Genomic DNA, 12,722 nt, shown 5'->3' on the forward strand with positions numbered 1-12,722 from the left:
TTTCAACAGGCGCTTCAACGGCTGGCGTTGCTTGGGAAGCTTGCTGTGCTTTCTTTGCTTTCACACGAGCCAATGCAGCGGCAACGGCAGCTTTACGTGGATCAGCATCTTCACTCTTACTCGTTATACTCTCACTTGAGGTTTCTAGTGCCTTTTGCTGTGCTAATTTAGCCGCTTGTTTTGCTCTAACTTCTTCTTTACGTTTTTTACGTGCGGCAATAGCGGCTGCGTTATCCGGCTCTTCTCCCGCTTTAACAGAAATAATTTTCCCGATACTTTGTTTCGCTTTTACACGAGAAAGTGCTGATTGAACTTCACTGTGTTCTTTATCATCAAGTTTAACTGCCGCACGTTGATGCCTTGCTTCACGCTCAAGTTTTTCACGCTCCATACGTAATTTTTTGGCTTCAAAACGCGCTTTAGCTTCAGCTGCTCGTTTGGCTTCCGCATCAATTTCACGAATTTCAGCCTTTTCTTGGCGATAGTATTGAACTAACGGAATATTACTTGGGCAAACAAATGCACAAGCACCACATTCAATACAATCAAATAAATTATGTTGTTGTGCCTTCTCATGCTCTTTACCTTTACTAAACCAGTAAAGTTGTTGCGGTAATAAGCCACTAGGGCAAGCATCAACACAATGACCACAACGGATACAGGCTTCTTCAAGGTTATCTGTATCCATCTCTTCAACAGAAGGGATAAGTAGACAGTTGGTTATCTTAACTACAGGGGCATTTAAGTCGGGTAAGGTAAAGCCCATTAATGGCCCCCCCATAATCACCATTTGTTCAGAGCCAGCAACAAATCCCGCTTGTTTTAGCAATGAATAAATAGGGGTACCTAAACGCGCCCAGAAGTTACCTGGTGTTTTGGTACCATTACCAGTGACCGTGACAACACGCTCAATTAAAGGCTCATCATCAATAATGGCACGTTTGATGGCAACAACAGTACCGACGTTTTGCATCAAAACACCAATATCAGATGAACGACCACCTGATGGCACTTCTTTGCCTGTTAAGATTTTGGTGAGTTGTTTCGCACCACCTGATGGGTATTTTGTTGGGATAACACGAATGAAAATACGTTTTTCATCAGGTACTGCACTTAAGGCATGTTTTAATGACTCGATGGCTTCAGGCTTGTTATCTTCAATACCAATTAACACTTCATCGGGAGAGAGAAGGTGAATTAAGATCTGACACCCTGCAATCACTTCATCAGCATGCTCCTGCATTAAGCGATCGTCGGCAGTAATATATGGCTCACATTCTGCTGCATTGATGATAAGTGTCTTAATAAGATCGCCACCACCTTTTAATTTTGTGGCTGTTGGAAATCCAGCTCCGCCTAATCCCGCTATACCCGCTTCATGAATACGAGTGAGTAAAACCTCTTTACTTTGTGATTGATAATCCACAAGAGGGAATTGTTCACGCCACTCATCTTTACCGTCAGATTGAATTCTTACTGCAATTTCAGGTAACCCAGAAGGGTGAGTACTTGGAAAAGGTTCTATTGCTGTAACTATACCAGAGATAGAGGCATGTACAGGTAATGTCCTGCCAACCCCTTTTGTTAACGGTTGACCTTTTAATACATGTTCGCCTACATTGACACAAAGTTGACCCGGTACACCTAAGTGCTGATGAATAGGAATAATGACTTCATCAGGTAATTGCGCTATACGCATTGGTGTACGACTTGACTGCAATTTCATTTCAGGAGGATGAATACCACCTTTAAAATCCCAGATTTTATCTTTTTTAAATAACGAAAAGAGATTAAACATGAGCGTTATCCTCCGTCTTTAATGACGGTTCATCTTCAGGTGTTTCTTCCGGCTCTGCTGGAATGTTTTTTACTGGGATGGTATTTAAATCCCATTTCCAATTTGAGGTTGTTACTTTGACGGGCACTAAGGTAATACAGTCAGTAGGGCAAGGAGGAACGCATAAGTCACATCCAGTACATAAGTCTTCAATAACCGTATGCATTGCGCGCGTTGCACCGACAATGGCATCAACAGGGCACGCTTGAATACACTTAGTGCATCCTATGCAATTATCTTCATCAATTAAGGCGACTTTTCTAATTGGATTTAACGCTTCTTCGTCACCATCAAGCGGTTGAGGATCAACACCCATCAATTCTGCGATTTTTAACATCACTTGTTCGCCACCTGGTGCACAACGGTTAATCATTTCACCATCGTTTGCAACCGCGTCGGCATAAGGGCGACACCCCGGATGACCACATTGTCCGCATTGACTTTGCGGTAATATCGCGTCAATTTTTTCAACAATAGGATCTTCTTCCACTTTGAAACGGCGTGCGGAATATCCCAAAATTAGCCCAAAGATAAGACCTAGCGCACCAAGTACGCCAATTGCTATCCATAAAGAATTCATTACAGTTTCACCAAACCACTAAAACCCATAAAGGCGAGAGACATTAAACCTGCGGTAATTAAACCAATTGAAGCACCTCTAAATGGCGCAGGGACATTTGCCACTGCTAATCTTTCTCTAATGGCGGCAAATAATACCATCACAAGAGAAAAACCTACGGCTGCACCAAAACCATAAACAGCTGACTGCATAAACGTGTGTGCTTGATTGATATTTAATAACGCAACGCCTAAGACAGCACAGTTTGTGGTAATTAAAGGTAAGAAGATCCCCAACAAACGATAGAGTGTCGGGCTTGTTTTTCTTACGACCATTTCAGTGAATTGTACAACTACTGCAATAACTAAAATAAAGCTCAGTGTGCGTAAATAAAGTAAGTCCAAAGGAACTAAAATAAAATTATCCATCAGCCAAGAACTAATCGAGGCGAGAGTCATAACAAAGGTCGTCGCAAATCCCATTCCAATCGCGGTTTCTAATTTTTTTGATACACCCATAAATGGGCATAAACCTAGGAATTTGACGAGTACAAAGTTATTCACCAATACGGTGCCGACGAATAGAAGCAAGTAATCAGTCATTGTTATGCCAAAATTGTTAAACAGAGAAACAAAAAGCCTCCTGAAATAAAGAGGCTAAACAAGTGTATATAATATCAAGGGTAAAGACGCGAAGTTATCGAACTTGTGTGAAAGTTTCACGCACACGTTTAGAGTACTTGATATAGGGCACAAAGCAGACAGTCGAGAAAACAGACCATAGAAGGGATTGTAATGCTGTTTGGTCATCTACGGGCGCAAAGCCAAAGCTCTTAATTGCTAATAGTAAGTTGATAAGCAACCAAAAAACAAATAGGCGCGGAAAGTTTTTAGCACGATAAAAAAATTGTCTTAGTAGGTAAAGTGTAAAGCTAAACATTACCCATGTTGTTAACGCGGAAAGATACCAGCTTGATATCAAATGAAAAGGAAGCTGGTGGAGGATCGAAAAATCTGAAAAATATTTAATAATATAGAGAACAGACATCAACCCAGAACCAATAACTGACAAGATCATATAAGCCAATGGCGCAAGCAACCACCCGGTAATAGGCGCTTTTCCTGAAAGGTTATTCTGCGTGTTTGCTTTGAGATCAAATTTCATTAATTAATTATTCCTACTCGTATGTATAGAACTAAACGGGATATTATCACAAACTTTGTTATTATTTATTTAACTACAAAAGTGAAAGTGATTTTTGTTAATAAAAAAAGCATATAAAAATAGGATAGGGTTATGGCAATTAAACTCAATGTTGGAATTATCGGGTATGGCTATGCAAGTAAAACTTTTCATGCACCGCTAATAACAACAACCGATGGCTTAAATCTTAGTGCAATTTCAAGTTCTGATGAAAATAAAGTCAGACAAGATTTTCCTCAGATTACGGTTTATGCAGATCCTCAAGCACTTATTAATGATCCCTCAATAGATTTAATCATTATCCCTACACCGAATAATACTCACTATTCACTGGCTTCACAGGCCCTGAAAAAAGGTAAACATGTCATTGTGGATAAACCGTTTACACTGACACTGGAAGAAGCTGAAAAATTGACTCAGCAAGCAACCGATGCTGGTAAACTTCTGTCTGTCTTTCATAATCGCCGTTGGGACTCCGGTTTCTTAACAGTTAAAAAACTTTTAGCAGATAAAACACTCGGTGAGATTAGTGCCTATGAAGCGCATTTTGATCGGTTTCGCCCAACCGTGCGTCAACGTTGGCGAGAAGATGCCGGAATGGGGGGCGGGCTTTGGTATGATTTAGCGCCCCATGTTCTTGATCAAGCTGTTTGCCTATTTGGGGAGCCTAAAGCAATTACTGCAGATATTGCTCAATTACGTCCTAATGCAAAAAATGCCGATTATTTTCATGCATTATTAGAATATGACAATCTTAGAGTTGTTCTTCACGCTTCTATGCTCGTCGCATCTCCAACACCTATTTTTGCCATTCATGGAACAAAAGGAAGTTATGTTAAATATGGTTTAGATACCCAAGAAGATGCCTTAAAAGCCGGTTATCTTCCTAATCAAACTTATAATTGGGGAATGGATCATAGTGATGGTGAATTAACAATACTATCAGAGTCTGGTGAATTAGAGACAACGACACTAACTACACTTTCTGGTGATTATCCCGCTTACTATCAACAAATTTATCGTGCAATTACATTGGGTGAAGACAATCCCGTTACGCCAATACAAGCAACAGCCATTATGCGTTTGATTGAAGCTGGCGAAATTTCAAATCGTTTAAAACAAACTATTACGCTATAAGCTAAAGGGAGCGCTAAATCTAATGTCTTGGTGGCAAAAATTAAAACTCGATCCTTTTCTCATGATAATGATTTGTGTGGTAACACTAGCAACGCTACTACCCGCACAAGGCGATATTAAAGTCCTATTCCAATATCTTACGACCGGCGCGATAGCACTGCTGTTCTTTTTGCATGGCGCAAAGCTTTCTCGAGAAGCGATATTGGCAGGGCTTGGGCATTGGCGTTTACATCTTACCGTATTTGCCAGTACTTTTATTCTTTTCCCTATTTTGGGTCTTGGATTACAAGTGATTGTGCCTGAATGGATGTCACCAACTGTCTATATGGGTTTTTTATATCTTTGTGCGTTACCAGCGACGGTGCAATCTGCGATTGCCTTTACTTCTGTGGCTGGGGGAAATGTCGCTGCGGCTATTTGTAGTGCATCTGCATCCAGTATTCTTGGTGTTTTTCTTTCACCGGTATTAGTCGGTTTTTTAATGCAAACGCAAGGCTCTGCAAGTGACTTTGATACTGTCGGTGCTATTCAATCTATTTTACTGCAATTAATGGTGCCTTTTATTATTGGACATTTATCTCGCCCTTTGATTGGTCGTTGGGTTGATAATCATAAAAAATTAGTTAATAGAACGGATCGCTCGTCTATTTTGCTGGTGGTTTATGTGGCATTTAGTGAGGCGGTTGTTGAAGGGATCTGGCATAAAATTGATGGTTGGTCGCTATTAACGATTGCAGTAGTAAGTTGTATTTTGTTAGCGATTGTGATTTTTGTGAATATGTACAGTGCAAGGTTGCTTGGTTTTAATAAAGAAGATGAAATCACCATTGTTTTTTGTGGCTCTAAAAAGAGCTTAGCAAATGGTGTACCCATGGCGAATGTATTATTTCCTGCTGCGACTGTTGGAGTAATGTTATTACCACTAATGATATTCCATCAGATCCAATTAATGGTTTGTGCGGTATTAGCACAGCGCTACGCTAATCAAAATAAAGTGACAGAAAAAAAATAAATTTATGCTGATGGTAGTAAATTTAAAGATAATATGAAACTAAACGGTAGTTAATTGAAAAAGCATCTCTCTAATTTAAACTGTTCAATAAACAGGGGCAGTTTAAGACAGATGCTTTTCTATTAAACTATTTTATATTAGCGTTGACTGGCTTTTTTAATTAATGCTTCACGTTCTGCTTGGCTAATAAACGCCATTTTTAAACCATTAATTTGAGTTTGGCGAATTTGCTCTGGTGTTAATCCAGCAGCCGGTGCTGCAACGTTATATTCGTGCTTTAATTCAATGCCTTCAACAGCAGGATCATCGGTATTAAGCGATGCAATAATGCCATGCTCTAAGAAGGTTTTTAGAGGATGTTCTGCTAATGAATTGATCGTACTGGTTTGAATATTTGAGGTTAAGCAAGATTCAATACCAATTTGATGCTCTGCGAGATAATCCATTAGACGAGGATCTTCAATAGCCTTAACACCATGACCGATACGACTTGCGCCTAATTCTTTAATTGCGTGCCAGATACTTTCAGCACCCGCCGCTTCACCGGCATGAACAGTAATATTCCAGCCTGTGTCACGAGCACGATTAAAATGAGATTGGAATAAGTGACCCGGAAAACCTAATTCATCACCCGCTAAATCAAGCGCAGTAATTTTATCTTGATGTTTCAACAATCCATTTAATTCTTGTTGGCAAGCATCTTCACCAAAAGTACGGCTTAAAATACCGATTAAACGAATATCTACATCATGTGATTGCAGTGCGCTTTGCACACCATCAACAATGGCTTCCACGACACCTTCAACAGGCAACTGGTGTTTCATTGCCATATAATAAGGAGAGAATCGTAGTTCAGCGTAATCAATACCCGCATTAACCACATCCACCACGTTTTCATAAGCAACACGATGACACGCATCTAAGTCTGCTAAAACCGCCACTCCCCAATCTAATTTTTGTAAGAAGCTCACAAGACTTGGCTCATTTTTTGTAATTTGCACATGAGGACGCAAAGCTTCTAACTCATAAGCAGGGAGTGCAATATTGTGTTGTTTTGCTAAATCTAAAATAGTTTGTGGACGGATATTACCATCTAAATGACGATGTAAATCGGTTAAAGGCAACTGTGTGTCAATCACGTGTTATTTTCCTTTTTAATAGAAATAATGAAAATCTATCGTTTATAGTGATTTTCTTATAATCGGGTAAATATAAATGAGTTGCAGATTATTATGACTGATTTTTATTTTATTCACTAATAAATAAACTTAAATTGGTTATTTTTAAAACTAAAAATACAGTTTTTTCTTAATTTTAAGTTAAAAAATAAAAAATAGAAAAAAGAGGTGTTTATTTATTCGCTACAATATTCAATCTAATTGACGTGTATTATCAGGTAAATTGATACATTAAATATTAATTTGGAAAAGATTTATCATTATAATTGAAATCTCTTATCAGCTACATTGATAGTGTTAAGTGAAAGCGGTGTAAAAACGGCTGAAATATTATTTGATCATGATTTTATTTGATAAATTGTTGTTTATATTGGTTTGAGATGATTTTCAGACAAAGAATAAAAAATTATTTCTATAAAAATAATAAAGTTAATTTATATTTGAGTTTATTTATAGAAAATAAAATGGAACTAAAAAATAGAACATCTCTTTTATTAAATAAGGATTAAATGATAGGTGATTATTGCCATAATAGGTTGCTGTGAACTAGATGTATTTAGCTGAATATAATTATTTACACAATGATTTTTTAATAGATCTCTATTTGTTTAAAGTTAAGGAAAATAAATATGAATGAGAATTCTGATTTTAGTTTTGAAAATAAAAATAATAAAATAAAAGACCAATTAATGTCCCAAATACTTCCACCTTCATCCTCAAATAATCTTACTTATGGATCACAAGTCGTTACTGGTGATGGTATGATTGCGTTAGATTTAGTTGTCGTGATTGATACCAGCGGTTCAATGTCTGATGAATCGTCGGATTTAAGTAAAGAAGTGGATGATGCAATACAAGCTGCACTTGAAAAATGTCCATCAAAACTGAGAGTGACCTTTTTAGGTATAGAAGGTACATGGGATGATACTAAATTTGATCAATCAGCTAGTGACTATTTAAAAGCTCTAGGGGTTCCTGAAAATCGTTTACAGGCAAGAAAACCCTTTAAAGAGGCTGATGGGCGTGATCATGCGGGCAATAAAGAGGATTTGTGTCGTGCAGTGATTGATTTAAGTAAGTATTTTGATTGGCGTGACGGTGCTCGTCGCGCTATTTTTGTGTTGGGTGATGAAGGGATGGAAGGAGGAGGTGGTGTTCTTACAAATGATGCAGTTAGAAAGAATGATGAAGCTATCTCTGTAGCTCAGAACGAAAAAGTTAAAGTCTATACCTATCAAGGGACACCTGACGATAAGATAACGAATTTAGATCGTTTCCCAAGTATTGCTGATAGAGATAGTATTACAAAAGAATATGAGCGCTTAGCAAAACAGACAGGAGGGCGTTCATATATCTATACTACAGGCATTGCACAGTTCTCATTAGTATTACAAGAAATACTCTGCGATAGCTTGACGTTACCGAATATTCCTAAGCCGGATGAAAAAACATCTAACTGTAGTCAGATCTGCGCACAACTCACTTCTATTATTTCAACCGTAAATACTCTTGCTGGAATAATTAATAAAACTATTGATTCTTGTTGTAAAGAGGAATGGAGTAATCACCATATTCCAGCTAAAGATCGCGATTGTTAATTAAAACACGATGTTAAAAAATACCCCATTATGTTATTCACAAATGGGGTATTTATTGTTTTAACGACTGATCGTTCGAACAAAAAGTTAATTATTGAGCTTGTACAGGTTGCTCAGGAATTAAAATATCTTGTTCTTCGATAATGGCTGGATCTTCTGTCATTTCTTCTTGATAACCTTCTTCTGAATAATCAGAATCATCGTAATCATAAGATGATGCGCCCATACCGAATAACATGGCTGCTAAACCTAACATTTGTGGAGCTTGGGTTACTTCCATAAACTCATCAAAAGTATAAGTTTTACCATTCATGGTAAATTTATCTGCCGCATAGTTCAGTTTCATGCTTAATGCTTTACCATCTTGTGCAAGTAGCATCAGAGGTAATGCATCTTTCTCATCTTGAGAAATTTGGTTGATATTTTGCTGTAATTCAGTTTTTAATTGTTCAATATCTGTTGCTGTTGCTGCTTCGATCTCTTTTTTCTCTTCATCTGTCAATGCGGTTTCTTGGTAACGAGCAGCATCAAGATATTGAGTGGTGTTACGGAATTCAGCTAACATTGGAAGAGATAAATCAATATTGAAATCGATGTTTTTAAACAGATAGTTAAATAACTCTGCTGGTGATTTCTCTTGGTTTTCTAATGTTTTAACGTTAAAAGCATTTAAGTCTAAGTTAAAAGTTAACTTACTTGCACCACTTTTATTGGTTAAAGAAGCTTCATCAATACGGAAAACTAAGCCTTTTTCTAGCACATCACGAACGGCTTGTTCAACCATTTCAGAATTGTCGAAATGATTTTTATTCCATGGCAATAATGAGTTGTTATAAACTTTGGTTAATAACAACATTGCATCTGGATCAGCTTTATCAATTGAATAGCCAAATTTACCAGCACCAAATTCTAGTCCTGCAACATTCAGTGACTTAAAGTAATAAGTTTGAGAAATGTTAAAGAGCTTATCTTTGATATCACTTTTGGTTGTCAGAGAAAAATCTTTCAGCGAGAAATCCGATGCTTTTTCTTTGCTGGTATGTGTAATTTCAGCAAAACTTAATAACTGCTCATTAAATAAATATTGATCGTTGTTAACTTTAGTTCCAGCAACAGAACCTGCAATATTTTTAATTGTGAAAGTTTCTTCACCATCTTTAGTGACAACAACTTGATCACCTTTTACGGCGGTAGTGAAGTTGGTTGCGGTTTTATCTGATGAGAATTCAATTGTTAATGGTGTTGTTTTAACTGTGCCACCGTTTTCAGCGAAATCGATAGGATTTAGTTTAGCTTCACCTGATACTGCACCATCAAAAGCTAAAGATGTATGGATATCAAAAAGAGATTTATCTTTAGTCAGCTTGAATAATTCTTTAGTTGTATCATTGTTGACCAACGTATTATTCATGGCTGCTAATTTTGGTACTAAATTAAATCTAGCCAAATCAGAAAGAGGGAATGGACCGTGATCAATATCAGTAGTGAAGATAATCTCTTCTACTTTTTTATCCTGGTCTTCAACAATTTCACTAGCATCTTTTGAAATCACGACAGCAAAGTCTGCATTAGAAGTGAATACCCCTTTTTTTATAGTCACGAATTTCAAGTTTAATATCAGCACCAAATTGTGCAGTTTTAGCAAGTTGCGCTAATTGGACATTTGCTAGTTTCGTTTCTTCCTGTAAGCGACTTTCAATTTTGCTGCCCATGTACCACGACGCACCAGTCCAAACAACACCTAGTGCGACGATAACACCAACAGCGACAAGCGATTTCTTCATAATTCTAGTCCATCCTCTGTGTACATCTGGCGATGTACGTTATAAAGGCTGTTTTGTAACCCTTAAACAACCCGATAAATTGGTGATAAATTTTACTAAATTTAAATATAGATAATCCACATATATACATCGCCACCTATATTAACTGTAAATATAGATTTAGTGGAATAAAATCGCAATCAGAACTTACTTAGTTACTCGCTAACATAATGAGTTTAAAGCAAAATGGATATGATTTATAAGATAATTCAAATAATCATTAAAACTCTCTTTTTTTACTCATTTTTCGATTTGGACAATATTTAATTGTGATGTGATTCTATTTATGATGAATAATAAAGGCTCATAATAAGTATGGATATAAATATGAAAGCTTAAATAATAACATTGACAATAAAATAAGATTGCTAATCGTACTTTTCCCAAAAAATCAACAGATTTCATTCTGTTATAAATTTCATAAGCTCGCTTTAGCTCTCATATTTATTATTCTGTTTATGGCATGATACTGGTATCCGAGTTATTTACTAGAAAGTGATTCGGAATTAATCAATTATTCTGTGTACTTAAGGAGATTGAAATGGCAGCCACTCGCATTGAAAAAGACTCAATGGGACAAATCGAAGTACCAGCTGACCAGTTATGGGGAGCTCAAACGCAGCGTTCTCTTGAACACTTCCGTATTTCAGTTGAAAAAATGCCTGTTGCACTTATCCATGCGCTTGCTCTCACGAAGAAAGCAGCCGCGGGTGTTAACATGGATTTAGGTTTATTACCCAAAGAGCGCGCTGATGCAATTATCGCAGCTGCAGACGAAGTGCTTGCAGGTAAACACCCAACTGAATTCCCATTAGCAATCTGGCAGACCGGTTCTGGCACTCAATCAAACATGAATATGAATGAAGTGTTAGCTAACCGTGGTAGTGAGATACTTGGTGGTATCCGTGGCATGGAGCGCAAAATCCATCCGAATGATGATGTTAATAAAAGTCAAAGTTCAAATGATGTGTTTCCAACTGCCATGCATGTCGCTGCTGTTATTGCATTACGTCAGGATTTATTGCCAGAATTAAAATCACTGCTGAAAGTATTCAAAGAGAAAGCAGAAGCTTTCCATGACATCGTTAAAATTGGTCGTACTCACCTGCAAGATGCGACACCTCTGACATTAGGCCAAGAGATCTCTGGTTGGGCTGCTATGCTTGAGCATAGCATTAAACATATCGATGACTCAGTTCCTCATGTTTGTGAATTAGCGCTAGGTGGTACAGCAGTAGGTACGGGATTAAATACCCATCCAGAATATGCTGTGCGTGTTGCTAAGCGCATCGCTGAATTATCAGGTCAGCCTTTTGTAACAGCACCTAATAAATTTGAAGCATTAGCAACTTGTGATGCATTAGTTCATGCTCATGGTGCATTAAAAGGTTTAGCGGCATCATTAATGAAGATTGCTAATGACGTACGTTGGTTAGCTTCTGGCCCTCGTTGTGGTATTGGTGAAATCTCGATCCCAGAAAACGAACCCGGTAGTTCAATCATGCCAGGCAAAGTTAACCCAACACAATGTGAAGCATTAACAATGTTATGTGCTCAAGTAATGGGTAATGATGTTGCAATTAATATTGGTGGTGCATCGGGTAACTTTGAACTGAACGTTTATCGTCCAATGATCATTGATAATTTCTTACAATCAGTGCGTTTACTGGCTGATGGTATGCGTAGTTTCAATGAGCACTGTGCAATTGGCATTGAGCCAAACCGTGAACGTATCAATAAACTACTGCACGAATCATTAATGTTAGTTACTGCGTTAAATACTCATATTGGTTACGATAAAGCCGCTGAAATTGCGAAGAAAGCGCATAAAGAAGGCTTAACGCTAAAAGAATCTGCATTGAAACTGAATTACCTGACATCGGAAGAATTCGATAGCTGGGTACGTCCAGAAGATATGGTTGGTAGCATGAAAAAATAAGTGTTAAACACACTTATTTAACCGATATTAAATCCCGCTATCATGGCGGGATTTTTAGATCTTATAGGAAAAATAATGATTGAAGAAATGAGGTTTACAGCGACAGAAGTGAATTGCTATGTCGAAGATGATGTCACCATTATTGGAATAGGGGATGATGTAGTTTCTCCTGATCATTTCATTATCCTTTCAAGATTTGATGAAGAAGATATAGATAATTCAATTGGTTTAATGACTCATTTATCTGATATTGAAGCCATTAATACGCTCGTAAAAATTACTCTTGATCGAAAAAATATTACCCTTACATTAAAAAACAATGTGGTAATAACAATCTATTTAGATATTGAAGACAATCACTTTATTCAGCTTAATGATTATCTTCAGCAAATTCTTCAAGGAAGCTCAATTAAACTTATTGAAAAATAAGACATCC

At 37.3% G+C, this 12,722-nt stretch carries 12 protein-coding genes; 5 read left to right on the top strand and 7 right to left on the bottom strand.

Annotated elements, in window-relative coordinates:
* The 4 genes from rsxC to CUB63_RS15420 form a co-directional block, all read right to left on the bottom strand.
* Positions 1 to 1,798 (bottom strand): electron transport complex subunit RsxC (gene rsxC, locus CUB63_RS15405; protein ID WP_109848433.1); only part of this gene is annotated, 1,798 nt, incomplete at its 3' end.
* Positions 1,791 to 2,417 (bottom strand): electron transport complex subunit RsxB, encoded by a 627-nt coding sequence (gene rsxB, locus CUB63_RS15410; RefSeq protein ID WP_109848434.1) that lies wholly within the window; start codon positions 2,415 to 2,417, stop codon positions 1,791 to 1,793. The genes rsxC and rsxB, both read right to left, overlap by 8 nt.
* A complete protein-coding gene (gene rsxA / locus CUB63_RS15415) occupies positions 2,417 to 2,998 on the bottom strand; it encodes an electron transport complex subunit RsxA (RefSeq protein ID WP_109848435.1) in 582 nt (193 codons plus the stop codon). The genes rsxB and rsxA overlap by 1 nt, the downstream gene beginning before the upstream one ends.
* A 94-nt stretch (positions 2,999 to 3,092) precedes the next feature.
* Entirely contained in the window at positions 3,093 to 3,560 is a 468-nt protein-coding gene (locus CUB63_RS15420; RefSeq protein WP_109848436.1) for a DUF2569 domain-containing protein, read from the bottom strand.
* 132 nt (positions 3,561 to 3,692) lie between these two features.
* On the opposite strand from CUB63_RS15420, the gene CUB63_RS15425 reads away from it, so the two are divergent.
* Together CUB63_RS15425 and CUB63_RS15430 are read left to right on the top strand one after the other, a co-directional pair.
* A complete protein-coding gene (locus CUB63_RS15425; RefSeq protein ID WP_109848437.1) occupies positions 3,693 to 4,736 on the top strand; it encodes an oxidoreductase in 1,044 nt (347 codons plus the stop codon).
* A 22-nt stretch (positions 4,737 to 4,758) separates the two neighbouring features.
* Positions 4,759 to 5,748, top strand: a complete 990-nt coding sequence (locus tag CUB63_RS15430; protein ID WP_109848438.1) for a bile acid:sodium symporter family protein — start codon at positions 4,759 to 4,761, stop codon at positions 5,746 to 5,748.
* A 137-nt stretch (positions 5,749 to 5,885) separates the two neighbouring features.
* Here CUB63_RS15430 and add read toward each other — a convergent pair whose 3' ends face one another.
* Positions 5,886 to 6,887 (bottom strand): adenosine deaminase, encoded by a 1,002-nt coding sequence (add, locus tag CUB63_RS15435; RefSeq protein ID WP_109848439.1) that lies wholly within the window; start codon positions 6,885 to 6,887, stop codon positions 5,886 to 5,888.
* 668 nt (positions 6,888 to 7,555) lie between these two features.
* Between add and CUB63_RS15440 the strand changes: the two genes are divergently transcribed.
* Complete coding sequence (locus CUB63_RS15440; protein ID WP_006536924.1) at positions 7,556 to 8,524, top strand: vWA domain-containing protein; 969 nt, start codon at positions 7,556 to 7,558, stop codon at positions 8,522 to 8,524.
* A 91-nt stretch (positions 8,525 to 8,615) separates the two neighbouring features.
* Here the strand turns inward: CUB63_RS15440 and CUB63_RS15445 are convergent, their stop codons facing one another.
* Both CUB63_RS15445 and CUB63_RS17865 read right to left on the bottom strand, forming a co-directional pair.
* Positions 8,616 to 10,124, bottom strand: coding sequence for a YdgA family protein (locus CUB63_RS15445; RefSeq protein WP_269669706.1), 1,509 nt, complete (start codon positions 10,122 to 10,124; stop codon positions 8,616 to 8,618).
* A complete protein-coding gene (locus tag CUB63_RS17865) occupies positions 10,093 to 10,308 on the bottom strand; it encodes a DUF945 family protein (RefSeq protein WP_269669705.1) in 216 nt (71 codons plus the stop codon). The genes CUB63_RS15445 and CUB63_RS17865 overlap by 32 nt, the downstream gene beginning before the upstream one ends.
* 580 nt (positions 10,309 to 10,888) lie before the next feature.
* Between CUB63_RS17865 and fumC the strand changes: the two genes are divergently transcribed.
* Together fumC and CUB63_RS15455 are read left to right on the top strand one after the other, a co-directional pair.
* Positions 10,889 to 12,286 carry a class II fumarate hydratase gene (fumC, locus tag CUB63_RS15450; RefSeq protein ID WP_006536921.1) on the top strand — a complete coding sequence of 466 codons (1,398 nt, stop codon included), beginning with the start codon at positions 10,889 to 10,891 and terminating at the stop codon, positions 12,284 to 12,286.
* A gap of 75 nt (positions 12,287 to 12,361) precedes the next feature.
* Positions 12,362 to 12,715, top strand: a complete 354-nt coding sequence (locus tag CUB63_RS15455; RefSeq protein ID WP_109848440.1) for a hypothetical protein — start codon at positions 12,362 to 12,364, stop codon at positions 12,713 to 12,715.
* Positions 12,716 to 12,722: the final 7 nt, after the last annotated feature.

It is taken from the genome of Proteus penneri, assembly GCF_003144535.1.
Classification (GTDB): Bacteria; Pseudomonadota; Gammaproteobacteria; order Enterobacterales; family Enterobacteriaceae; genus Proteus; species Proteus penneri.